This is a genomic window from Paenibacillus sp. ISL-20 (assembly GCF_018613005.1).
In the GTDB taxonomy this organism is placed as follows: Bacteria; Bacillota; Bacilli; order Paenibacillales; family Paenibacillaceae; genus Paenibacillus_AQ.
In genome coordinates, this window is sequence record NZ_JAGGRD010000023.1 from 52,721 (window position 1) to 74,255 (window position 21,535).

At 50.6% G+C, this 21,535-nt stretch carries 24 protein-coding genes; 7 read left to right on the forward strand and 17 right to left on the reverse strand.

What is annotated here, in order from left to right; translation table 11 throughout:
• From J7E85_RS13635 to J7E85_RS13655, 5 genes are all read right to left on the reverse strand, one after another.
• Positions 1–1,071 carry an ABC transporter substrate-binding protein gene (locus J7E85_RS13635; protein WP_215158600.1) on the reverse strand — a complete coding sequence of 357 codons (1,071 nt, stop codon included), beginning with the start codon at positions 1,069–1,071 and terminating at the stop codon, positions 1–3.
• Between the two features lie 48 nt (positions 1,072–1,119).
• Positions 1,120–2,334, reverse strand: a complete 1,215-nt coding sequence (locus tag J7E85_RS13640; protein WP_215158602.1) for a helix-turn-helix domain-containing protein — start codon at positions 2,332–2,334, stop codon at positions 1,120–1,122.
• Between the two features lie 257 nt (positions 2,335–2,591).
• Positions 2,592–3,392: a Cof-type HAD-IIB family hydrolase gene (locus J7E85_RS13645; protein WP_098747957.1), complete on the reverse strand. Its 801-nt coding sequence runs from the start codon at positions 3,390–3,392 to the stop codon at positions 2,592–2,594.
• A 29-nt stretch (positions 3,393–3,421) separates the two neighbouring features.
• Entirely contained in the window at positions 3,422–4,183 is a 762-nt protein-coding gene (locus tag J7E85_RS13650) for a pseudouridine synthase (protein ID WP_215158604.1), read from the reverse strand.
• 37 nt (positions 4,184–4,220) lie between these two features.
• On the reverse strand, positions 4,221–4,382 hold the full coding sequence (locus J7E85_RS13655) for a hypothetical protein (protein WP_251035702.1): 162 nt from the start codon (positions 4,380–4,382) through the stop codon (positions 4,221–4,223).
• A 159-nt stretch (positions 4,383–4,541) separates the two neighbouring features.
• Here J7E85_RS13655 and J7E85_RS13660 point away from each other — a divergent pair, with 159 nt between their 5' ends.
• Both J7E85_RS13660 and J7E85_RS13665 read left to right on the forward strand, forming a co-directional pair.
• Positions 4,542–5,069, forward strand: a complete 528-nt coding sequence (locus tag J7E85_RS13660) for a thioredoxin family protein (RefSeq protein WP_076325752.1) — start codon at positions 4,542–4,544, stop codon at positions 5,067–5,069.
• The gene (locus J7E85_RS13665; RefSeq protein ID WP_098747967.1) at positions 5,066–5,521 is read left to right on the forward strand and encodes a PCYCGC motif-containing (lipo)protein; all 456 of its coding nucleotides are present in this window, start codon (positions 5,066–5,068) and stop codon (positions 5,519–5,521) included. The genes J7E85_RS13660 and J7E85_RS13665 overlap by 4 nt, the downstream gene beginning before the upstream one ends.
• 83 nt (positions 5,522–5,604) lie before the next feature.
• Here J7E85_RS13665 and J7E85_RS13670 read toward each other — a convergent pair whose 3' ends face one another.
• Genes J7E85_RS13670 through J7E85_RS13680 form a run of 3 tightly spaced genes read right to left on the reverse strand, consistent with a single transcriptional unit; the run spans position 5,605 to position 7,969 of the window.
• Positions 5,605–6,048 carry a DUF309 domain-containing protein gene (locus tag J7E85_RS13670; RefSeq protein ID WP_215158606.1) on the reverse strand — a complete coding sequence of 148 codons (444 nt, stop codon included), beginning with the start codon at positions 6,046–6,048 and terminating at the stop codon, positions 5,605–5,607.
• Positions 6,038–6,850, reverse strand: a complete 813-nt coding sequence (yjbM, locus tag J7E85_RS13675; RefSeq protein ID WP_215158608.1) for a GTP diphosphokinase — start codon at positions 6,848–6,850, stop codon at positions 6,038–6,040. Before yjbM ends, J7E85_RS13670 begins: the two co-directional genes overlap by 11 nt.
• 24 nt (positions 6,851–6,874) lie before the next feature.
• Entirely contained in the window at positions 6,875–7,969 is a 1,095-nt protein-coding gene (locus tag J7E85_RS13680) for a quinone-dependent dihydroorotate dehydrogenase (protein WP_215158870.1), read from the reverse strand.
• Between the two features lie 197 nt (positions 7,970–8,166).
• On the opposite strand from J7E85_RS13680, the gene J7E85_RS13685 reads away from it, so the two are divergent.
• Positions 8,167–8,304 carry a hypothetical protein gene (locus J7E85_RS13685; protein ID WP_015736685.1) on the forward strand — a complete coding sequence of 46 codons (138 nt, stop codon included), beginning with the start codon at positions 8,167–8,169 and terminating at the stop codon, positions 8,302–8,304.
• Here J7E85_RS13685 and J7E85_RS13690 read toward each other — a convergent pair.
• The 4 genes from J7E85_RS13690 to J7E85_RS13705 all read right to left on the reverse strand — a co-directional run bounded on the left by J7E85_RS13690 (position 8,301) and on the right by J7E85_RS13705 (position 12,506).
• Positions 8,301–9,710, reverse strand: coding sequence for a L,D-transpeptidase (locus tag J7E85_RS13690; protein ID WP_215158610.1), 1,410 nt, complete (start codon positions 9,708–9,710; stop codon positions 8,301–8,303). The genes J7E85_RS13685 and J7E85_RS13690 overlap by 4 nt on opposite strands.
• Positions 9,711–9,878: 168 nt before the next feature.
• Positions 9,879–10,118, reverse strand: a complete 240-nt coding sequence (locus J7E85_RS13695) for a ferredoxin (RefSeq protein WP_009594795.1) — start codon at positions 10,116–10,118, stop codon at positions 9,879–9,881.
• A gap of 186 nt (positions 10,119–10,304) precedes the next feature.
• Positions 10,305–11,636, reverse strand: a complete 1,332-nt coding sequence (locus J7E85_RS13700) for a DNA polymerase IV (RefSeq protein WP_215158612.1) — start codon at positions 11,634–11,636, stop codon at positions 10,305–10,307.
• Between the two features lie 33 nt (positions 11,637–11,669).
• Positions 11,670–12,506, reverse strand: coding sequence for an MBL fold metallo-hydrolase (locus tag J7E85_RS13705; RefSeq protein ID WP_215158614.1), 837 nt, complete (start codon positions 12,504–12,506; stop codon positions 11,670–11,672).
• A gap of 241 nt (positions 12,507–12,747) precedes the next feature.
• Here J7E85_RS13705 and cimA point away from each other — a divergent pair, with 241 nt between their 5' ends.
• Positions 12,748–14,364, forward strand: coding sequence for a citramalate synthase (gene cimA, locus J7E85_RS13710; protein WP_215158616.1), 1,617 nt, complete (start codon positions 12,748–12,750; stop codon positions 14,362–14,364).
• A gap of 92 nt (positions 14,365–14,456) precedes the next feature.
• On the opposite strand, the gene J7E85_RS13715 is transcribed toward cimA, so the two are convergent.
• Complete coding sequence (locus J7E85_RS13715; RefSeq protein WP_215158618.1) at positions 14,457–15,008, reverse strand: TlpA family protein disulfide reductase; 552 nt, start codon at positions 15,006–15,008, stop codon at positions 14,457–14,459.
• Positions 15,009–15,114: 106 nt separating this feature from the next.
• On the opposite strand from J7E85_RS13715, the gene J7E85_RS13720 reads away from it, so the two are divergent.
• Entirely contained in the window at positions 15,115–15,648 is a 534-nt protein-coding gene (locus tag J7E85_RS13720; protein ID WP_215158620.1) for a M67 family metallopeptidase, read from the forward strand.
• 33 nt (positions 15,649–15,681) lie between these two features.
• Here the strand turns inward: J7E85_RS13720 and J7E85_RS13725 are convergent, their stop codons facing one another.
• Genes J7E85_RS13725 through J7E85_RS13735 form a run of 3 tightly spaced genes read right to left on the reverse strand, consistent with a single transcriptional unit; the run spans position 15,682 to position 18,986 of the window.
• Complete coding sequence (locus tag J7E85_RS13725; RefSeq protein WP_215158622.1) at positions 15,682–16,422, reverse strand: 3'-5' exonuclease; 741 nt, start codon at positions 16,420–16,422, stop codon at positions 15,682–15,684.
• Positions 16,419–17,498, reverse strand: a complete 1,080-nt coding sequence (locus tag J7E85_RS13730) for a DUF294 nucleotidyltransferase-like domain-containing protein (protein ID WP_215158624.1) — start codon at positions 17,496–17,498, stop codon at positions 16,419–16,421. The genes J7E85_RS13725 and J7E85_RS13730 overlap by 4 nt, the downstream gene beginning before the upstream one ends.
• A gap of 48 nt (positions 17,499–17,546) precedes the next feature.
• The gene (locus J7E85_RS13735; protein WP_215158626.1) at positions 17,547–18,986 is read right to left on the reverse strand and encodes an ammonium transporter; all 1,440 of its coding nucleotides are present in this window, start codon (positions 18,984–18,986) and stop codon (positions 17,547–17,549) included.
• 319 nt (positions 18,987–19,305) lie between these two features.
• Between J7E85_RS13735 and J7E85_RS13740 the strand changes: the two genes are divergently transcribed.
• Both J7E85_RS13740 and J7E85_RS13745 read left to right on the forward strand, forming a co-directional pair.
• Complete coding sequence (locus J7E85_RS13740; RefSeq protein WP_076325738.1) at positions 19,306–19,755, forward strand: MerR family transcriptional regulator; 450 nt, start codon at positions 19,306–19,308, stop codon at positions 19,753–19,755.
• Between the two features lie 42 nt (positions 19,756–19,797).
• Entirely contained in the window at positions 19,798–20,478 is a 681-nt protein-coding gene (locus J7E85_RS13745; RefSeq protein ID WP_215158628.1) for a zinc metallopeptidase, read from the forward strand.
• Between the two features lie 102 nt (positions 20,479–20,580).
• Here J7E85_RS13745 and gltC read toward each other — a convergent pair whose 3' ends face one another.
• Positions 20,581–21,516 (reverse strand): glutamate biosynthesis transcriptional regulator GltC, encoded by a 936-nt coding sequence (gltC, locus tag J7E85_RS13750; protein WP_098748002.1) that lies wholly within the window; start codon positions 21,514–21,516, stop codon positions 20,581–20,583.
• Between the last annotated feature and the right edge of the window lie 19 nt (positions 21,517–21,535).

The window sequence follows — 21,535 nt, forward strand, 5'->3', positions numbered from 1 at the left end:
CTATTGACCCGTAATGGAGCGAACGACATCATCCACGATTTTCTCGTAGGCGATCAGGCCGCTTCCCAGCCAGTATTCGTTATTCGCTTCATAGACCTGCCCGTTCTTCACAGCCGGCATGCCCTTCCAAATCGGGCTTTCCGTGATTTCCTTCAAACGCTCGGTTCCCTGATCATAGGCGTTAATGACAAAAATATAGTCCGCATCCAGCTGCGGCAGTATCTCCAGCGAGATGTTAGCTGCATTCTCCTTCTCGACCAGCTTGGACTTGCCCAGTCCCAGGTCTTGATGGAGCACAAAGCCGCAGAGATAATTTCCGCCCATCAAACTGACGCCTCTAGGTGCAAAACGAATGATGGCAACGTTCTTGTCCCCCACCACGGAACTCAGCTTAGCCTTCGCTTCGCTTGCTTTTTGCTCGTAATCCTTCAGAGCGGTCTCGGCCACCGACGCTTTCCCAAGTAGATCCCCCAAGATGGTCAGCGATTTCTCAACATTACCGGAAGCATTTTTGAACACATATGTTGGCGCGATTTTGGCGTATTTTTCATATGTACCGTCCGCGGCATAGGTTTCGGTATGGAGCACGATGAGATCCGGTTCAAAGGACATCAGGGCTTCTGGTGAAGGTAAGCCTCCTGAAAAATCAATCAAGGGGACGCCGTCCAGCTCCTGCTGCAAATAGGTGTGTCCCATCTTGCCGTTGGCCCATTGTGCAACAGGCTTCACGCCAAGCTTCAGCAAAGAATCCTCCATGTTCGGTGCGAACACGTTTTTCACATCAGCCGGAATCTTCACTTCATGCCCAAGCTCATCCGTTACCGTTCGCTCCTCCTTCGTCGATGTCCCTTCACTGTTCGTCCCTGTTTCCTCCGTCGATTCCTGACCGTCCTCAACGGTGCCGGTCGTCTCGATTGCTACGTTCTTCGCTGCCTGCTGATCGCCGCCCGCTGCTTCGGAATCCACCTTGTCCCCACAGCCTGACAACAAGCCTATGACGATAACACAGCACGCAAGTGCTGATATTTTGATCCTCCAACTTCTTTTTCCACGGTTAAAACGTTCTGCCACAATATATCTCCTCCTGTGATAATGATTCTCAATTAAGTCGAGTATATATTACGTAGCAAACGATTCACCATGGCTTTTATCCAGAACTCCGTTTGGACTATCTCCTGTAAACAGCAGCAATGCCTCGTCCAACATTCTCGTCACGGCAAGAGCGGAATATTCGAACCACGGATCGGACGAGATCATGTAGACGCTGCCTCGAACGACAGCTCGGAGTGTCTGCCAATTCGCACAATGCTGAAGCGCAAGCCAATAGCGGCGTGATGTGGCTTCAGGGCATACCGCGATTAGGATCCGGTCCGGATTGATCCGTTGCAAATCATCCAGCGTGATCTGTTGATTACGCATGGTATCCAGACCGCAAGCTTCCTTGAGCTGTAAATCCTGATATAGCACTTCCTTAAGTCCCCGGTTACCGTATGCATAGAGGCTCTGTCCATATATTCGCAGGGCAAGGATATTCTCACTTCCCATTACCTGCCGCATTCGTGAGCGTGCGTACTGCACTCGACGTTCATACTGTTCTATCCAGGATTGTGCCTGCTCTTCTTTATTCAAAAACGTTGCGATACTCTCCAGTTGCTTCCTCCACCCTGCATGGGACGGAACAATCAAGGTAGGGGCAATATGCTCCAGCTTGGTGACTTCCTCTGGACCGAGATGGTCCATGCCGATAATAACGTCAGGTTTGGCACGGAACAGCTGCTCGATATTCTCCTCGAAACGGCTGTCCGGATAAGGGGATGTCAGCTTTAAGCGCGACTTGATCTCCGAGTGATAGGCATTGTAGTAATACGGGGTCCACTTCGCATCAAGAGGCGCAGCAGCAGGGACGACATTCAACGCTACCAGCTGCCCGATGATAGAGGAAGAGCAGGCCGCGATAAGCTGCCTCGAATTTCGGGCATATTCCGACGGCGACATGCCCACCTTCTTTTTAAAGATGCGGCTGAAGTAGAACTCATCCTTATAGCCGACTCGCTGTGCGATGTCTCGAAGCCGATCGTCCGATTCGGCCAAATAACGCTTGGCGTGATTCATACGAACGTGGGTTAGGTAGTCGATCGTGGTTTGGCCGAATGTCTTTTTAAATAAATCCACAAAATACTTAGGACAAATATTAGCCATCCTGGCCAATTGGCCAATAGATAACGCCTCTTTATAGTGGCAATCGATAAACTCCTTAATCTCAACCAGACTGGTTCTCCCGCTACGATCCGAATCCGATAGGCTATCTATTTTCAGCTCTTCTTCCGTACGCATGAGTTGCCTCCTTTTTCCGATAAAACGAGATGCAGGCTATGCAGGCATGTTATAAGCCTTAATAATTGATAATGATTATCATTTTCATTGATAAAAATAGCATGCCGTTGGCAACGTGTCAATCCAAATTTGGAAGAAAATGCTTGTCCTCATACTCTGAATGAAAACTGTTAACAGGTGCCAATCCACGCAAAAAACCCGCCATCAGGCACTTTTTCAAGTGTTCGTGGCGGGTTCTCTTTTATAAAACAGTCGATTTACGACAAACAATATTTCACCAATGCCTCGTGTACGCCGTCCTCATTATTCGAAGTTGTGACCGCATTGGCTGCAGCCTTGACCTCGACCGGAGAGTTATCCATCGCAATCCCCATCCCTGCATAGGTCAGCATCGTAATATCGTTGAAGTAATTGCCGATGGCCAGCACCTCGTCCGGCTCATAACCTCTTCTTGCTGCCAGCTGCTGAAGCGCGCTTCCCTTGGATGCTTCACTATGCATAAGATCGATGAAGTACTCTCCGCTTCGCAGCATGTTAAAAGGAAGGGTCCACTGGCTCCAATCTGCGTAGACGCGGTCGATATCGGCGGATTCGCCAAAGGTTGTGAATTTGACCACCGGGTCTGACAGCTCCTCCCATGACGGCAGGTTGCTTGGCAGCATTAAATAGTTCTCGTACATCGAACGCACCGGACCGGCAAGCTCCTCCACTTGGTCCACATACATCTCAAAGGCGGTATTCACGTCAAAATGCACCCCGTGCTCACGGCAGTATTTCATGAAAGGCTCAAGCTGAAGCGGGTCCATCCCGAACTGATGCACAATTTTTTGGGTCTCCACTTCTACCGTTGCCGCACCATTATGACTGATGACATAACCGCCAAGACCCATGCTTTTCATAAAAGGTATCGAATTCAGCGGTCCTCTGCCTGTGCACAGTACAATTTCCACCCCTTGTTTTGCGGCTTCCATTACAGTGTTCCTCGTTTTCTCCGTGATTTCATGATCATCATTCAGCAGCGTTCCATCAACATCAAGTGCTACCAATTTGTATGCCATTCTCCATCCATCCTTTAGTCTCTATTTCTCTATCGTGGTAATGCCCTTCCGATCAAAGATAATTCTTGCTCGGTCAGCTCCCGGTACGCCCCGATCTCGAGCTTTTCATCCAGTCGAAGTTCGCCCATGCTGACTCTTTTGAGATATATGACTTTTTTGCCTACCGCCTCAAACATCCGCTTGACCTGATGAAATTTACCTTCATGGATCGTCAGCGAGATGCGGGACAGTTGGGCCCCGTCGCCTCGTTCCTCATGGGAATGGATCACCAGCTCTCCGGGCAACGTTACGTAACCGTCATCTAAGGTAACTCCCGCAGCAAACAACCGTACATCCTCATCGTCCACCCTGCCCTCTACAATCGCTTCATAGGTTTTCGGGATATGCTTCCGGGGCGACAGCAGCTCATGGGCCAATTTACCGTCATTTGTAAGCAGCAGCAGTCCTTCCGTGTCCTTATCTAATCGGCCCACCGGAAACGGCTCGAAGATCAGATAGTCCTCATCCAGGAGATCCAGCACCGTACGGTCACGAAGATCCTCGGTCGCCGAAATGACGCCCGGAGGTTTGTGCAGCATGAGATACACAAATTCCCGGTATTGAACGGTCTCCCCCTCAAACTCAATGATATCCGTATAAGGATCAACATGTTTACCTGAGTCCTTCATCACTGTTCCGTTGACCACGATGCTCCCTTGTTTGGCCTTTTTCTTCAATTCGGCCCGCGAGCCGAATCCCAGATTGGATAACACCTTGTCCAATCTTTGCGTTGTTCTGCCTTTAGCACTCATATCGATGTCCACCTCCACCCTGCTGGATACTCATTCTTCAATATTCCTGCCTCATGAATTCCTCTCTGCTGATCTTCAGCGTATTCACCCGAATGCCGGCATTCGGGGCTTGTTCATAAGACTTCATAAAATTGTCATAGTTTTCGCCAAGCAGCGATTTCATCTTCGCCAGAAACGGCGAGGGCAGTTGTAACGCCATACATGGTACCTACCTCTTCTGTATCGTATCGTTTGAAGTATATTTTCACCGTGCTGAAGCAAACATTCGCATGTTCCGCTCCGACTTTTAATATTGTATAATAAACTACATTAAAAAGGACAAGTCCTTATTTATAATTTATCATTAGGGGGTGGATCCATGAACCGCAAAAAAAAGAATAAATACACCGCATTATACGCCTTCGGCGGAGTCTTCGTCTTATTGATTGCTGCACTCATTTTCTTGAACGGTCAAGGAGAAGCAAGCGAATTGTACGGGGGCAAGAAGGTCTCCAGCCTGAACCCGGCTACGCAAGAACTCCTTAATGATCCGAACTACCAGCAAATCATTTTGCCGGATCAGCTGAAGAGCAAGGTCGACAACAAAGAGAACTTCTTCGTGTACTTCTTTGCATCCGACTGTCCGCACTGCCGTGCGACAACCCCGGAACTGATGCCTTTGGCGGATGATGCTGGAATTACCATGCACCAGTACAACCTTCGCGAGTATCAGGAAGGCTGGAGAGAATACAACATTGAGTTCACCCCGACGCTGGTCTACTTCGAGAACGGTGTAGAGAAAGAACGCATGGTCGGCGGATTGAAACCGGAAGGTTCCAGTGAAGGCTACTCCATCGATGACTTCAAGCAAATCCTGGATAAATATAAAGGGAGCGTGACGAAATGAACCGCACTCGCGCCATCCTCTTTACCTTCGTTATTTCGGGCATGCTGCTGACCGCATGCGGTGGTAAAGAATCCGCTGCCGGGCATCAGCACGGCGCCGATTCTGAACGATATGAGACAACAGCCAGCATGACGGTTATGCCGAAGTTCTTGTCGAGCTATACCGACAATACGCAAGCAACCTATGCCACGGTCGGAGAATTAGAAGACATCATAAAGGAAATCAAATGTTATTGCGGCTGCATGGACGAGGAGAACGGCTATCACGATTCCCTTCATCGCTGCTTCATTGCCGAGAACAAGGACGGCGAAGTCAAATGGACGGACCATGGCGCTCAATGCGGCATCTGCCTGACCGAGCTGCAGGATGCCAAACGGCTTCATGACGAAGGAAAATCCGTCGAGGAAATCAAACAGTTCATCGATGATAAATACAAAGGTACCGAATCTTAATCCTAAATGGTCATATAAAAAAGAGCTGCCCAAAAGTAGATCTCTCTACAGACGGGCAGCTCTTTTTTCACTTGTTCCTAAAGTTACTTGGAATGTGCCCGCTCCGGCTTTCGCCGCTGGGGAATGTTCGGCATGATGCGCTCCGATGCCAACTGAACTGCCTGCTTAAGCTCAGTATCCCCAATTTCGATTGTCAAATCCCTATAGGGAAATGGACGAACGTCATACCACGACAGCTGCTTGGCATAGTCACGTACTTCCTTTACCAGCTTCCCCATCGAGATCCCCAGTTCATCGCCGGGATAACTCCCGAGTCGGGATACAGCGCTTGTGAACATTTTATAGGCTCCTCTTACGTTGTTGTTCCGGAAATGAAAAAGCCCGACAGCCACTTGCAGAAGTCCCTTATACCTTGGATCACGATCCCGTGCGAGCCACAGTTCCTCTAACACTTCATGACATTCGAAGTAGTCCCGATCACGATTAAAGTAGACGAGGTAAGCAACATACAGCGGTTCATAGCTCATGCTCGTTTACTTTCTTCTTAGCTTCGGCCAGCAGCTCCTTCACCTCATCCAGAAGCACCTTCATCGCATCCATGTCATGTTCCTGAAATATCGCGTTAAACCGGCTCTGAAAAGCAATCGCCTCATTGACCAGATGGAAGAAATACAGCTTGTGAATCGCGTTCAGCACCTGTGTCGTAATATTGGAATCGTCCTCGAACTGCCGCTGCGCCTCCAATATATCCTCCCGGATGCTCGACATTTCCGTATCCAGCGTATTCGCCGCTTCTCCAGCCTTCTTCAGTCGGGCCCGAATGTCATCCGGAAGGCTTTCCCGATACTTGTAGCTAAGGGAATGCTCAATCGTAGCCCAGAAATTCATAGCCAGCGTGCGGATCTGAATTTCGGCAAGTACCTTCTTTTGCCCCAAAGCCGTTTGCACCGGATATTCGATAATCATATGAAAGCTCCGATAGCCGCTCTCTTTGAAATTGGTAATGTAGTCCTTCTCGTATAATACAGTCAGGTCTTTCCGTGCCCGGATATATTCGGCCACCCGCCGGATATCCTCCACGAACTGACACATAATCCGAATGCCTGCGATATCCTCAATCCCGGTTTCCAACTCGTCCATCGGCACATCGAGGCGTTTCGCCTTGTCCAGTATGCTCGAGATCCGTTTGACCCGACCCGTTACGAATTCGATAGGTGCGTATTCCTCCCGTTTTTTCAGTTCGGAACGCATCGTCTTGAATTTAACCTTCAATTCCTCAACGGTCTGCTCATACGGAAGCAAAAATGTCCCCCAGTCTCTAACGTCCATCGCCTTGCCTCCTGTCTTTACCCTTTACCGATGATTAGCCCCGATGGCTTCGGAAATATGGCTGAAGCCATCCCGTGCAAGCAGCTCCCGGAGACCGGAATGAAGCTTGCGGTTCACCTCAGGCCCTTCATAGATAAGTGCTGTATAAATTTCCACCAGGCTTGCGCCCGCGCGTATTTTGTCATAAGCATCACTTGCCGTAAAAATTCCGCCAGACCCGATAATCGGAAGCGCACCGCCGGTCTGCCTGTAAATCCGGGATACGATCTCCGTTGATCGGTTACGCAGCGGTTTCCCGCTAAGGCCGCCGGTTTCTTTGGCGTTACCGTGCGTCAGACCATTCCTGGAAAGCGTCGTATTCGTGGCGATAATACCGGAAACGCCGCTTGCACTAATCGTATCCACCATGAATTCCAGTTCCTCATCACTCACATCCGGCGCAATCTTCACCAGGACGGCCTTCTCGCCTCCATGGATCTTCGCTTGGCGGGACATTTCGTTCTTCACGGCTTCCAGCAAGGATGACAATTCACTCCCATGCTGAAGGCTGCGCAAGTCCGGCGTGTTCGGGGAACTGATGTTGACAACAAAAAAGTCGCCATACGGAAATAAAGCTTGAATGCAAGCTTCGTAATCACCGTTGGCTTTCTCGTTCGGAGTCGCCTTGTTCTTTCCGATGTTGACGGCAACCGGAATACGGCGTTCCTTGAGTGCGGACAGCCTCTTTGCCATCGCCTCGGCCCCTTCGTTGTTGAAGCCCATCCGGTTGATGAGTGCCTCATCCGGAGGAAGCCGGAACAATCGCGGCTGTTCGTTGCCCGGTTGTCCCTTCGGGGTCACCGTCCCTACTTCCATAAATCCGAAGCCGATGGAGGAGAAACCTTTGACAGCCTGAGCATTTTTATCTAACCCGGCGGCAAGTCCGACCGGTGTCGGGAAATGAAGCCCGAACAGGTCCACTGCCAAATCCGATGTTTCGCTAACACCGTACATCCCTCGCATGACAGCGTCTGCGCCAACCACGCCGGAGGCACGTCCAAGGCCGCCAACCACAAGGTGGTGAGCTTTCTCGGGATCGAGTTTAAAAAATATAGGTTTGCCTATGTTGCGGTACAGCACATCCACTCTTCCTCTCATCCAGTTATTTCTCTATCCTTCAGTTTATCCGTTTCTGCTTCAAAAAGAAAGTTCTTCAGCATAAACCGGGCGATCGTCCTGACGAGAAAGCGATATGGCAATTTCGGGACAAACCCCTTACAATAAAGGAGGATTGTACAAATCATTTTCATGATCATGAAGAGAAAGAGGGGAAAGACATGTCAGCCAAACGTAAGCCTCCGACCTTGCAGCAGAAAAAAGAAGAGGTTAATAAGAAGGCCATACTATGGATCAGCTCCGGCATCGCTCTTCTTATTATCCTGATTATCGTTTTAATTGTGATCGCCCAGCCTTAATCCAGCCAGTGATACACCTTGTTGGGGTTGGTCTGCCCCTGGGCAAGCTTGAGCTTAAAACGCTCTTTCGGCGTCCACAGGTCCTCGGGCAGAACCCCTTCCCGAATTTTCACGACTGTTCCCATCGGAACCAGATCAAACAGCTCCTCCACATCCTCTTTAAGCATACGGATGCAGCCCTCAGATTCATTTGCTCCGATACTGTCCACGTCTAGCGTACCGTGTATCGCGTATTGCGTATTGGACAGCTGCATTCCCCGCGTCCCATAGGGGCCCTTCGTGGTCCCGTTCGGATTAACAACCTTGTCATTAATATGAAAATCACCCAGCGGCGTTTTCGCTCCTCCAAGTCCGACCGCATAATTGCGCAGCATGACGGTGCCGCTGACAACGGCAAGCCGATGATGTTTCCGGTCAATGATGACCTGAAGCGGCTGCTCAAAAAAAGGATCCCCGTTCGGCGAAGTCCCCCAATATCCAGTCTCCTCCGGGTCGTTCCCAGGCTGCTGCCCCGGCTGGTCCTCATGGCCGCCAGTTCCTTGGGACTTACGCTTCATTAAATCTCCGAACATTGCTTCCATTGCTTTCGAACGGCCGGACAGCCAATTGTTCGGATACGGCTGCGTCAGTTCATTCAAGCCTTTAGGCAGGCGTCCATGCCGAGCCTTATACTGGTTGGCCGCTTGCTGCAGCACGGCCGTCTCGACTTGCAGATCCGCCCATTGCCCCGCGCTCCGTTTAAGCTGCGAACTATCCGCAGGCTCGCAATCACACTCCAATGCCGCTCCTTCATATGGCTGGATCGCAATGGCGCCTTTAGCATCCCGATGCAATCCGTATAAACGTTCCATGTCCTTGCTCCATAACTGCCACTTGCCCGATTGCTTCATTCCCAGCGCAACCGACCAATTCGGCAATGCCTGCGGATGCCGGAGCAATGAGGACAGGGCTCCGGCGGAATCCTTCTCCTGTCCGGAAGAAACGGCGGTATACAGCGGTTCTTTACGCGAATCCCGCTTCTCTTTGTTAACGGCCGAGGCGGATACCGGCTCATTCGGCGGAAACACATCTGATGCAAAATCCCCCGGAACGGAGCCCGGCGCCTGGGCTGGAGGAAGAAATACCAGCAGCAATAACACCAGCGCAGCAAGCAAACGCCGGGTTCTTTTTCGCCTGCGGTCCTTGTCCCTCTCCATTTCCAATAAACGCTGTTCGTAATTTTTCCATATATCGGACGGGACCTGACTAAGCTCGAAGGCTTCATAGACCCCTTCTGCCTTGTTGTAGCAGTAATTTGCCTTGCCCTGTTCGCCGGCCTGCTCATATTCCTTCCCCAGCAGGTACCAGGCCATTTTATTATCAGGATGCGTCTCCACATACCTTTTGAGGTACAGCGAATTGTTCATTCGGGAGCCTCCTTTTATGACATTTTTACCTCTATTATCCTGTATATCGGAATAAACGCTCTAATTATGTATGAATCGTCGGATACGAAAAAACGCCCCCTGCCTTTGTCGGGCAGAGGGCGTCGGTATAAGTTCAAGATGGAATATCAGGGCTTAAAGCGGTATTGGTTATTCTGCGTTAAACGGCTCGTCAGCTATACGAATTGAATCTGTTGGGCAGCCATCGCAGGCATCCAGCATATCATCATGCATATCTTCGGGAATTTCAGTTACCCCGCGGTTGTTGTCTCCGTCAAAAATAACTTCTGCCAGGCCTTCGTCGTCGTAATCGTAAATATCGGGTGCTGTTGCTCCGCATGCGCCGCAAGCAATGCAGGTATCTTTATCTACCCAAGTAAACTTCGCCATAGTCTCTCTTCCTCCTGTATATCTATAAACATCTCTATAAACATAGTATAAGCTGACGGTCTCCCGCCACCATCTACATATATTAATACAATTTTTTTAGGAATACAAATATATTTCCTAACATTTTCCGACAATAATTTGTTACTTTCAAAGGAGATGAAAGAGCTTCAACTATCAAAAAAACGGCTAATCGCGGCCCGGGTCCTTCGCGGGCGGCTGAACGGAATTTTTATTATCGTTCCCCAGATCCCTTACAAAATCCATCTGTAAAGATGTACCTCTCCGCTTATGGTTGCGGATTAAGGACGACGGATCATCTCCCAGCATGCCGGCGGTCAGCACCGCACTCTCGCCGAATTTATTGCGCAATTCGTCCATGACCCGGGTCAGCGATTCTTTCTTTGGCTGTTTCTCGTAATCGAACAAGTCCAGCTGAATGGCGGATTCCTCCTTCGCGATAAGCTGCTGCAGCGTGACGCCAAGCAGACGAAGCGGCTTGTCCTGCTTCCAGTGCCGGTGATACAGCTCGCACGCTTCCCGGTAGATGTCCTCGGTATTTTCCGTCGGAATGGCCAGATGCCTCGACCGGGTGATGGTCTTCATATCCGGTTTACGCAGCGTGATCTGTATGCCGCTGGTCATTAGACCCTGCCTGCGGAGCCGGCGCGCTACCTGATCGCTCAGATTCAGCAGCACCCTTCGCGCCTCCTCCGCCGAAGTAACATCCTGCGGGAGCGTGGTCGTGTGTCCAATCGATTTGCTCTGTTCCCGCTCCGCAACGACAGGAGCATGGTCGATGCCGCTGGCTGCCCGTTTCATCCATGACCCCATTACGCCAAAAGTCGAGGTCAGCAGGCCTTCATCGGCAGCGGCCAGCTGTCCGATGGTCTGGATGTTCAGCTTACGCAGCTTGTCGGCTGTCTTGTTCCCGATGCCAAACAGCTCTGCACAGGGTCTGTTCCAGAGTACCTGCGGGACATCCCGTATCCGCAGCACGGATAGCCCGTTGGGCTTTTTCATGTCCGAGGCCATCTTGGCCAGCAATTTATTCGGAGCAATGCCGACGGAGCAAGGCAGCGACAACTCCTCGCGAATGCGCTCCTGGATCTCCCTGGCGATATCCAGGGGGGTACCGAACTGCTTTGATCCTGTTATATCCAGGTAACATTCGTCAATCGAAGTCGCCTCCAACAGCGGCGTATAAGCATAAGCTATATTCATAAATGCATTGGAATACTTGCGGTATAGGTGGAAATCCGGCTGGATGATCATCAGGTCAGGGTAGATCCGCAGCGCCTGTCTCACGTTCATTCCTGTGCGGATCCCGAGTGAGCGTGCAGCATAGGAGCAGGTGACGATGACGCCTTTTCGCAGCTCGATGCTGCCCGCGACAGCCGTGGGCTTGCCCCGGTAGAGCTCCGGCTCCTCCGCTTCGTGTACAGAACAGTAAAAAGCATTCATATCCACATGAAGTATAACGCGGCCACTGGCCGGATAATAATCGTCGATATGTCCCACGCAGAATTCCTTCTTTCTTCGGCACGGTTCTACTTAAGTCTTATTGCTGCCCTCATCTTGAAGTTCATTTTGAATGATTCTCACGTTTTCCTTATGGCACTTCGCCGTGAATTCGGAGACAAATCCGTGCTCCTGCCGCAGCTGGTCAAGAGCCGTATCATCGCCATCCATAACAGCCTGACGCAGTCGTTCCAGATAGCTCCGGGCTGCCTCCACTCTTCGATTCATCTCAGATCGGCTTGTCGTATGCCGGCCATGCCCAGGGATGAGCAAAGCAACCGGATGCTCCTTCAGGATCCTTGCAGCTTGGCGAATCGTTCCGTCATAGTCCCTCGCACTTTGGAAGATAAATGGAAGCTCAAAATCGGATAAGTAGTCACCGGCTGCAAATACGCCCACGGAATCAATCACAGTAAACAAGCCGTCGGCAGTATGTCCCGGTGCTCTATAGAACGTAAGCGTTGTGGAGCCCATTGCGAGCTGTTGTCCATCTTCCTCGATAACCATATCAAGTACCGGGAATTCTATGGGATAATCGCGAGTAATATAGTGGGAAGCATCAAAATCACGAATTGATTTCAGTTTATCCTCTTTTTCCGGGTCATCTCTGAGTCCGGCACTCCCAATCGTCTTGGCGTCCGGGAAAGCCTTATATCCGATAATGTGGTCGTAGTCCCCATGCGTGAAGATGAGATAACATTCCCTGTTTCCCCGAACCGCGTTAACATGTTCTCGAATCTCATCGATTTCGTGCGGCAGCCAGTTCGGATCGATGATAATGATACTCTCATCCAGCTGGATTACCGTTGAAGTGGTCTGAAATAACGCACTTTGAAAAATCGTCACCTGATCATTAGAATATTGAATCATGTCATAAACTCCATTCCATTATATCTTCTTTAGTCAATGAAGTGTCTTCATGTCATTATCCATGAGGAATCATGAAGGCTTCACCAACGCCTCCAGCATATCGTTACCCTTAACACGGGTCAAGAATAAGCCTCTATAGGTAAGGTTTGTTTTTTTACTCTGTTACTTTCCCGCAAAGAAATGCTATAATACAAAATTATAAACAATACGGTCCAATCCCGGACACCCAAAGGAGGACATCATGTCTAAGTCCATTTCCATCTTTGATACGACACTTCGCGACGGAACCCAAGGCGAAGGAATCAGCTTGTCGGCGGACGACAAGGTCAAAATCGCCAAGAAACTCGATGCTCTTGGTGTTCATTATATTGAAGGCGGTATCCCGGGAAGCAACAGCAAGGACATCGAATTTTTCAAAAGAGTCCAGGATCTCGGCTTAACCTCAAAAGTAACCGCGTTTGGCAGCACTCGCCGCAAAGGCTCCATCGCCGACCAGGATGCCAATCTGCTTCGGATTTTGGAATCCGGCGTTTCTGCGGCCACTTTGGTCGGGAAGTCATGGGATTTCCACGTCCACACCGCGCTTCAGACGACACTCGAAGAGAATCTGGCGATGATCTATGATTCCATCGCTTTCCTGAAGCAAAAAGGCCTCGAAGTGATTTTTGATGCCGAGCACTTTTTTGACGGCTATAAGAACAATCCCGAATATGCTGTTGCCGTATTGTCCAAAGCACGAGAGGCAGGCGCTGATTGGCTTGTCATGTGCGATACGAACGGCGGCAGTCTCCCGCACGAGATCTCGAACATTGTGACATCTTTAGCGGGTCCATTGCCCGGCGCTCCACTCGGCATTCACACCCACAACGATTGCGAGCTTGCCGTTGCCAACACCCTGAGTGCCGTACAGGCTGGTGTCCAGCATGTGCAGGGAACGATGAACGGTTATGGGGAACGTTGCGGGAATGCCAACCTGTGCTCCATCCTCCCGAATCTGCAGTTGAAGCTGGGTTATGAGTGCATCGGAGACGACAACCTACGTACGCTGACAAATACCGCACGGTATATCAGTGAAATCGCCAACGTCAATATGCCGGTCAACCAGCCGTATGTGGGTAACGCTGCCTTTGCCCACAAGGGAGGCATCCATGTTTCGGCGATCCTGCGCGATTCCAGAACGTACGAGCATATCGAACCGGAGAAAGTCGGAAACAAGCAGCGCGTGCTTGTTTCCGAGCTTGCAGGACAGAGCAACATCGTATCGAAGGCGCAAGACATGGGTCTTGACTTTGATCCGGCTAGTGAACAATCCAAGCATATTATCGGAAAAATCAAGGATCTTGAGCATGAAGGATATCAATTCGAAGGCGCGGACGCCTCTCTGGAGCTGCTTCTTCGGGAAGCGAACGGAGAGCTCAAGGAGCTGTTTACCTTCGAATCCTTCAAAATGCTGGTAGAGAAATCAGCTGGCCAGCCAGTTGTCTCCGAAGCCTTCGTTAAAGTCAACGTTGCCGGTGAAAGCATCTACACCGCAGCGGAAGGCAACGGTCCGGTCAATGCGCTTGACAACGCGCTGCGTAAAGCGCTGGTCCAATACTTCCCGACACTCAAGGAAATGCATCTTGCTGACTATAAGGTACGGGTACTGGATGACAAGGATGCGACGGCAGCCAAAGTGCGGGTGCTGATCGAATCCAAGAACTTTGAGAACTCCTGGAACACCGTCGGGGTCTCCAGCAACGTCATTGAGGCGAGCTGGGAAGCGCTGGTGGACAGTATGCGCTATGCGCTGCTCGGCCAAATCTCACCGGAACAGGTGCATGAGTCCGTGACTAGACAAGGGTTGGTTAATCACTAAGGCTGTATCCAATATAAAAAGCGCGTATCCGCCATGTCATGAACATGGTGGCCGCGCTTTTTTTGGTGTTTCTTCCGCTTTTCGCTCAACAACTAATTCAACAGCTTGGTTACCTTCTTACGAAGATCCTTGGGATCCGGAGCGCCCAGAATGATTTCCTGGATCACGCCATTTCGATCAATCAGCACACTCGTCGGGAAGACCTGTCCTTTGTACAACTCCTCGAACACTTCTCCTTTGGGATCGAGAAGGATCGGATACCGGAGTTCAAAATCCTTAACGAATTGACGCGCTTTCTTCTCATTGTCATACTTGGACACGTTCACGCCGTAGATTTCCAGCTCATCTGCATATTCCGCCGCCAACTTATCGAGCTCCGGGGCTTCTTGCTTGCACGGTTCACACCATGATGCCCAAAAATTGACGACCATTGCTTTATCGCTCGCTCCGCCGCCGGCATAGGTCTTGTCGTCCATCCCCTTCAAGGTGAAGGAGGGGGCAAGCAGTCCAGCCTTGGCACCCGTCTCCGTCGGGAGCGGCTTCTCCTGCGTGAAGACGGCTTGAATGTTGTCGCCGGCTTGGTTATAGATTACAGCGCCTACCGCAACAACAAGCAGGACGAGAATGATGATATTTCGTTTCATAGGTATAGGTTCCTTTGCTAAACTTAGTTATAGTCCCTATTGTACCCTGAAACCCTGATCTTTCAAACACGCGATCAACTTCAATTATAGCCCGGGAGGGAAAAAGATGAACCCGTCTGACATGGCCCTGGAGCAGCTTCTGCTGCACGCGGTAGTACAACAGCATATATCGGACTATACGTATGATTGTCTGCCAGAGGAAGCCTGTGGCGTCCTTATCGGGCACTCTAGCGCAACAAGCCGATCGGTAACCGTTACGCAATTTATCCCCGTAAACAATACAGCGGAGTTTCCGCTGCATTCTTTTCATCTGGACCCTGTTCAATGGACCCGCTTGGTGTTAACTGAAAAAGGAATCGTCGGTTTGTTTCACAGTCACCCGCACACATCCCCTGAGCCGTCCGGCGAGGATCTGCTGCAGCTTCCATCCTTCGGCGGATTGCTTCAAGTATATGCCATCGGATCTCCTGCAGCTCCAAACGGTCCCGGCTTGAGACCCTTGCAGCTTCATGCCTACAAAATTATGCGGGGAAAAGAAACCGCCGAATTAGTCAGCGATCTACCGTCAAATTCCTGGGTTCGTCCGGAAGCGGAGTTCTATTCCCTAGCCCCGATTCCTTGCCAGATCAAAATAGGGTAATAAGCTATTGCTGCATCCATCATGTTCAAGAGGTTATGCCTCGCTTAGATAGACATACAAATCTCCCAGCGTGGTTGCATGGCCGCGCGCCTGAATTTCTTTCATATAATCCGCCCACAGCCGGGCGGTCATGCGCGCATCGGACAGAGCATGATGCCGGCCCTCCACCGGGATGCCGCTGCTCCGGAGCAGCTCATCCAGACTGTAGTCCTTCTGCTCAGGATATAATCTCTGTGCGAGCATCATCGTATCGAGAAGCCGATGGGTTAATCGAACCTTCGATGTCTTCCACAAGGCTGCGTTCAGGAATCCACGGTCATGCGCAGCGGCATGGGCAACAAGTACCCTGCCTCCTATAAAAGCCATGAAATCATGCAGCCCCTCCATTAAAGGCGGGGCTGCATCAACCATATGCTGCGTAATTCCTGTCAGCTCCGCAATGAATGGAGGAACAGGAGCACCGCTGTTAACAATCATATGAAAGGTTTCATTCTCGATCACTTGCTCGCCGATGACCTTGATTGCACCGAATGACAAAATTTCATCACCGTGCTGGTGATTGAAGCCCGTCGACTCCAGATCAAATACGACAACCTCCAGCTCGTCCAGCGGGGTACCCAGAACCTCCGGCCTCCGGTTATCCTTCATCTGGGATCGGATGAAGGCCAGCTGCTGTGCCGTCTGCGCCCCGCGCATGGAAGCGATGGCGGAATTAAAGTTACCCAAGCGGAGTGATCTCCAGAAGCCCCCGTTCGATGGTCCCGGTTCAGTCATGGGTTCCTCCTCTCCGCAAAACGGTGCTCTCGCTGCAATGACCGGTGTATCCGTCTGACAACACCAAGCGTATCGCGAAGCTCGTACTGCATGGTTTTGTTCTTGAGCTGCTCCTGCGGGATATACCCGCTGCTCGTGATCAGCCCGTTCTCCAGCCTATGGGGCGTGTTATTTCTCAGCCGAAGGGCTGTCAAGAAAGCACGCTGCACGCTTTCCAGCAGCAAGTTGCCGCCCTCAAGCAGCATCACCTTCTCCATGCGCTTTTGCGTTGAGGTTTCGATGATGCCTCTTTGCAGCGCCATCGTGCGAATGCTGTTCACAAGCGGAATATAGACGCCATATTTTACGTCAAATTCACCGGCATGCTCACCAAACCGCTCCGTCACAATTCGCCCCATGACATTAAGCGTTGCCTTGTGCTTGACCGTGTTTCGCAGCACGGCATTGCCGATGCTCGGGTGCAGCTCGACGGAGCTTCGGAAATGGTCAACCCATTCCTCCGATAGTTTGCCATCTCCCGCTACATGACGGAGGTCCGAAGCGATGATGAAATTGCGAATCGGCTCCCACTGCTGGTCTTTACACCACTCGCTAATCTGATTTTTCCAATCGCCAAGCTTTTTGCTCCATAAGGGTTCGGAACACATTACCTTTCCCGAACATTTGGGATAGCCTGCATCCTCCAGCAGATTCGCCAGCCGAAGGCCAAATTCCCGAAAAAAGGGGAGCTGATCCTCCTCCAGCTCATCACCAATGATCAGACCATTGTCCTGATCGCTCCACAGCGTAGCTTCCTGCCTTCCGCTGCTGCCAAAAGCAACAAACGCATAACGCGCAGGAGGCCGGCCCAAGCCAGCCTCCCACATGTCCTGCTCACAGATTGCCGCGGCACGCTGTCCAATCAGATCGTGCATCGTATTGACGGATGCGATCCACTCTCTCAGCTCCATGGCATGACGCATCCCGATCAGATGGTTCTGACAAGCGATCCGTTCATCTCGTAATTGCTGGGCTGTTGCTGCTGTCTGAATTTCCAAGAACACCGGAAACAGATTGACGGATTTCAGAGGTTTCATGCCGCGGCCTCCTTATTACATGTTCATTAACCATTTCGAGTTTAGTATTTATAATGCGGTGTCGCTTCCCGGTAACGCTTTGCCTCCGGAACGAAACTCAGAGGACTTCCCTTCCGATTCCGCCAGAAGTTTCATTTGCTCCGGATATCCGTAAGTTCCGTGTTCACTGATATCAAGGCCCATCAATTCTTCTTCCTCCGTTACGCGAATACCCATCGTGACTTTCATGATATACAGAATGATGAATGAGATCACGAGAACGAATGCAAATGTTCCGACCAGCCCCAGAAGCTGAACGCCAAGCTGACCGAAGCCCCCGCCGTAGAACAAACCTTCTTTGCCTACACCTGTAATTTCAACAAGTCTCGGTGCTGCGAACAAACCGGTGGATACGGCCCCCCACATACCGGCAATACCATGTACAGAGAATGCATATACAGGATCATCAATGCCTTTGCGGTCAAACCACTGAGCCGTAAAGAAGGTAATCGTACCGGCTACTGCACCGATAACGACAGCCGCCCAAGGTTCCACGAATGCGCAAGCCCCTGTGATGGCAACAAATGCAGCAAGGATACCGTTCAGCATGCTGGGTATATCCGCTTTGCCCAGAACCGCCCAAGAGATTAGCAACGCTGCAAGCGCACCTGCCGCTGCTGCGATATTCGTATTTAAAGCCACAAACCCGAAGAAGCCGTCCGTGAGTGCGGAGATGGTGCTGCCCGGATTAAATCCGAACCAACCAATCCAGATGATGAACACGCCGAGTACCGATAAAACCTGGTTGTGACCCGGGATGCTGTTAGGCTTCCCGTCCTTATTATATTTGCCAAGTCGGGGTTTCAGAAGAACAGTAGCCACCAGCGCCGCTGTAGCACCTGTCAAGTGAACGACCGTTGATCCGGCAAAGTCCTGCATACCCAGAGCCCCGAGCCAGCCGCCGCCCCACACCCAGTGAGCAACAATCGGGTAAATCACGATGGTGAACAGCAATCCGAACACGATATAAACGCTAAGCTTCGCACGTTCGGCCATACCGCCGCAAGCGATAGCCAAGGATACGGCTGCAAAGGATAAATGGAACAGAAACATAATGGTCGTTGGCACATCGTAAGCGGACAAGGAATCAAATGAGCCTGATGCATTGTCACCACTTAAGAAAAAACCTTCAAATCCGAAAAAGCTGTTCCCGTTACCGAATGCCAGGCCAAATCCTAGCGCCCAGAAGGCGACGATCGAAATGCCGAAGGTCAGGAATGTTTTACCGGCAACGTGGCCTGCATTCTTCATACGAACCGATCCGGCTTCCAGCAGTGCGAACCCTGCTTGCATGAAGAATACGAGCAATGCTGCCAAGAATACGAACACGGAGTTCAAACCAGCCGTTAATTCAATATTCGTGGCTCCCCCATCAGCGGCGAACGCGCTCGCCGGGAATGCAAGCAATGCGATTGCTCCCGCCATTAAACCTAGCCATCTTTTGTTCATGTTTTACACTCCCCTTAATGTTAATTAATATAACATCAACTTGAATTCATATTGTCATTATAGGGGGGCGAATGAATATCTGCAACGATTTTTTTCATGATAAACACCATTTGTGTAATATAATCTAACATTAAATGCATTCAGTGCAAATCGTCTAACATCATGTAGAGTTAAAAAAGACGACTAAACATCCATGTTTTTTTGTCACAACTATGACGTTTGACTGTATGGTTCATGATCATGTATCATATTTCTATTAAAATGAAAATATAAATGCATTCATTAATGTCCAATTCAATGAAAGCTTGTGAGGTGATGAATGATGGGGATCACGAGAGGAAACCTTTTCCGGATCGGTGAGCTGGCCAAGGTTGCCGGAATCAGCGAAAGAACCATTGACTATTATACGAAGCTGGGTTTAATCTCCCCTGAGAAACGGACGTTAAAAAATTACCGGTTGTACAGTTCTGAAACCTTAAGCACTCTCGAACGTATTAATCAGTTAAAGCAAGAGAAATATACTCTCGATGAGATTAAGGAGAGACTGGATCGCTGGAAGTCGGTACCCGATGATTCCGAAATGACGGAGAAGCTAACCAAGCTCGAAATACAGATGAGACAGCTGGAACGGGATGTGAAGGAACTCAACCCGCTTCTGCGTGAATTAAAACCAAGTCAAGCCCGGGAAGTACTTGCTAACATCCTTCCTAAAGGAGCTGCCTGTATCGAGTCGATTCAAATTTTGTTGAACCAGTTCACTTCGATGTAATGGTGAAGAACCAAACGACAACTTTGTATGGGGGTATGATATATGTATTCTGACTGGATGTTTATTCTCATTATTATCGCTTTTATATTCTCGCTCTGGGCTCAGTTCCGGGTCAAAGGCACCTTTAACAAATGGGCCAAGGTTGAGAACAGCACAGGCATGACCGGATACGATGCTGCCCGGCATATGCTGGATGCCAACGGACTCCACGATGTGCCAATTGAACCGGTGCCAGGCACACTCTCCGACCACTATGATCCGACCAAACGTGTTGTGCGTTTGTCCGAGCCCGTTTATTATGAACGTAGCATCTCGGCTGTCTCCGTCGCTTGTCACGAGGTCGGCCATGCGATCCAGCATGCGGAGCACTATCCGATGCTTGTCGCCCGCCACAAGATGTTCCCGGTCGTAAACTTCGCATCGGGTATCGCTCCGTTTCTCTTGATTGCCGGATTCCTGTTCCAAGCCATGAACCTGGTCGGTCTCGGCATTCTCTTCTTCTCTTGCGCCGTTGCCTTCCAGCTCGTCACCCTGCCGGTCGAGTTTAACGCTAGTAACCGTGCCCGTCAGCTGATGGTTCAAGAAGGCTATATCGCCAATGACGAAGAACGCGGAGTCGCTAAAGTATTGAACGCTGCAGCCCTGACCTATGTCGCTGCCGCCTTGATCTCTCTGCTTGAGCTGATCCGTTATATCATGATCTTTACGAGCAACCGGGAATAATTCAATAAAGCGTAACAACAAAGGGCTTTCCTCTCTACCATGGTTTGGTGGAGAAGGAAAGCCCTCTTTTTATATAGGTTATTCTTGATGAATGAAGCCAGGTTAGGGAGTTGATGTGGAATCCGCTTTCCCTTCCTTTTTTGGTGACGGATCAATACCAAAATATTGAAGCAGAAACGCACGGAAGGCTTGCGCAACCGGTGGCAGCTTCTCGTCCGCGCGGTGAATCAGACCGATGGAACGCGTTACCTTCGGCTCCGAGATCCGGACGCGTGCCGGCTGCAGCGGATTCGTCTGGAATAGCGCCATTTCAGGAAGCAGGCTGACCCCCATACCGGCTGCAACCAACCCGCGGATCGTATCCGTTTCCTCGCCTTCAAAAGCAATTTTCGGCGTGAACCCGGCTTCCAGGCAGGCATGCCACACAATCGGACGCAAGGAGTAGCCTTTGCTGAACAGCACAAAGCGCTCCTCTTTCAACTGCTCCAGCTTGATGGACTGCTCCCCCGCAAGCGGGTGATTCGGCGGCAGGATCGCAAACAACTCCTCTGTCAAGACGATATCTCCGTCCACTTGATCATGACGATCCGGAAACGGCGACACAAATGCCAAATCCACTTCAGCCCCAACCACGTCCCGGATCAAAGTCGGGAACATCCCCTGCTTGAACCGGAACTTCACGTTCGGGTATTTCTTCCGGAATTCAGCCACAATGGACGGAATCAAATGGATGCCCAGGCTGTGTGGGAATCCGATGCGGATCTCCCCCTGCTCCGGGTCCAGAAATTCATGTATCTCGACGACCGCACGGTCCAAGTCCTTCATAATGCTCTCCACCCGTTTGCAAAAAAGCTGACCTACCGGGGTTAACTGCAGATTCCGTCCTTTTTGCATGAACAAATTAACACCAAGCTCTTCTTCCAACTGATGTATTTGACGGCTGACGGCTGACTGAGCCACATGAAGTTCTTCTGCCGCTTGGGTAACGTGTTCCTTTTGCGCAACCTTTACAAAGTATTGCAACTGTCGTAATTCCACGCCTTTTATCGCTCCATTC

What these genes read in the sequence shown, in the direction of transcription:
- J7E85_RS13640 (WP_215158602.1), bottom strand. Translation starts at nt 2,334, where the DNA reads ATGCGTACGGAAGAAGAGCTGAAAATAGATAGCCTATCGGATTCGGAT.
- J7E85_RS13645 (WP_098747957.1), bottom strand. Translation starts at nt 3,392, where the DNA reads ATGGCATACAAATTGGTAGCACTTGATGTTGATGGAACGCTGCTGAAT.
- J7E85_RS13650 (WP_215158604.1), bottom strand. Translation starts at nt 4,183, where the DNA reads ATGAGTGCTAAAGGCAGAACAACGCAAAGATTGGACAAGGTGTTATCC.
- J7E85_RS13655 (WP_251035702.1), bottom strand. Translation starts at nt 4,382, where the DNA reads ATGGCGTTACAACTGCCCTCGCCGTTTCTGGCGAAGATGAAATCGCTG.
- J7E85_RS13660 (WP_076325752.1), top strand. Translation starts at nt 4,542, where the DNA reads ATGAACCGCAAAAAAAAGAATAAATACACCGCATTATACGCCTTCGGC.
- J7E85_RS13665 (WP_098747967.1), top strand. Translation starts at nt 5,066, where the DNA reads ATGAACCGCACTCGCGCCATCCTCTTTACCTTCGTTATTTCGGGCATG.
- J7E85_RS13670 (WP_215158606.1), bottom strand. Translation starts at nt 6,048, where the DNA reads ATGAGCTATGAACCGCTGTATGTTGCTTACCTCGTCTACTTTAATCGT.
- yjbM (WP_215158608.1), bottom strand. Translation starts at nt 6,850, where the DNA reads ATGGACGTTAGAGACTGGGGGACATTTTTGCTTCCGTATGAGCAGACC.
- J7E85_RS13685 (WP_015736685.1), top strand. Translation starts at nt 8,167, where the DNA reads ATGTCAGCCAAACGTAAGCCTCCGACCTTGCAGCAGAAAAAAGAAGAG.
- J7E85_RS13690 (WP_215158610.1), bottom strand. Translation starts at nt 9,710, where the DNA reads ATGAACAATTCGCTGTACCTCAAAAGGTATGTGGAGACGCATCCTGAT.
- J7E85_RS13695 (WP_009594795.1), bottom strand. Translation starts at nt 10,118, where the DNA reads ATGGCGAAGTTTACTTGGGTAGATAAAGATACCTGCATTGCTTGCGGC.
- J7E85_RS13705 (WP_215158614.1), bottom strand. Translation starts at nt 12,506, where the DNA reads ATGATTCAATATTCTAATGATCAGGTGACGATTTTTCAAAGTGCGTTA.
- cimA (WP_215158616.1), top strand. Translation starts at nt 12,748, where the DNA reads ATGTCTAAGTCCATTTCCATCTTTGATACGACACTTCGCGACGGAACC.
- J7E85_RS13715 (WP_215158618.1), bottom strand. Translation starts at nt 15,008, where the DNA reads ATGAAACGAAATATCATCATTCTCGTCCTGCTTGTTGTTGCGGTAGGC.
- J7E85_RS13720 (WP_215158620.1), top strand. Translation starts at nt 15,115, where the DNA reads ATGAACCCGTCTGACATGGCCCTGGAGCAGCTTCTGCTGCACGCGGTA.
- J7E85_RS13725 (WP_215158622.1), bottom strand. Translation starts at nt 16,422, where the DNA reads ATGACTGAACCGGGACCATCGAACGGGGGCTTCTGGAGATCACTCCGC.
- J7E85_RS13730 (WP_215158624.1), bottom strand. Translation starts at nt 17,498, where the DNA reads ATGAAACCTCTGAAATCCGTCAATCTGTTTCCGGTGTTCTTGGAAATT.
- J7E85_RS13735 (WP_215158626.1), bottom strand. Translation starts at nt 18,986, where the DNA reads ATGAACAAAAGATGGCTAGGTTTAATGGCGGGAGCAATCGCATTGCTT.
- J7E85_RS13740 (WP_076325738.1), top strand. Translation starts at nt 19,306, where the DNA reads ATGATGGGGATCACGAGAGGAAACCTTTTCCGGATCGGTGAGCTGGCC.
- J7E85_RS13745 (WP_215158628.1), top strand. Translation starts at nt 19,798, where the DNA reads ATGTATTCTGACTGGATGTTTATTCTCATTATTATCGCTTTTATATTC.